The sequence below is a fragment of the Acidovorax sp. FJL06 genome (assembly GCF_003852545.1).
Taxonomy (GTDB): Bacteria; Pseudomonadota; Gammaproteobacteria; order Burkholderiales; family Burkholderiaceae_C; genus Acidovorax.
The window spans coordinates 1-297 of record NZ_QAJR01000097.1 but is presented as its reverse complement, the minus strand read 5'-3'; the positions used below and the strand labels follow the sequence as shown (position 1 = coordinate 297).

Genomic DNA, 297 nt, shown 5'->3' with positions numbered 1-297 from the left:
TGCACCAGCACCGCCAGCGTGATGGCGCGCAGGCGCGCCGGGGGGCGGGGGGGGGCAAACTGGTCGCGGTCGGTGTGGGCGTGCATGGGCGTCTGAGCAGGGCCGGGCGGGTTCGGTTCAACCGCCGCCTTGTTTGACGGACAGGCCCACGCGCTGCACGCCTGCCTTTTGCAGTGCGTCCATGGCCTTCACCACGGTTTCGTACTGCACGCCCTTGTCGGCGCTGATGACCACGGCACTCTCGGCGCCCTGGCCCTTCTGCCAGCGGCTGGCGGCTTCGCCGATCTCGCGCTGGTT

At 70.7% G+C, this 297-nt stretch carries 1 protein-coding gene; it reads right to left on the bottom strand.

Annotated features, from left to right (window positions below; genetic code table 11):
- Positions 1 to 117: 117 nt before the first annotated feature.
- Positions 118 to 297: biopolymer transporter ExbD (locus DBV10_RS22655; RefSeq protein ID WP_199740243.1), on the bottom strand; the 180-nt coding region annotated here is incomplete at its 5' end.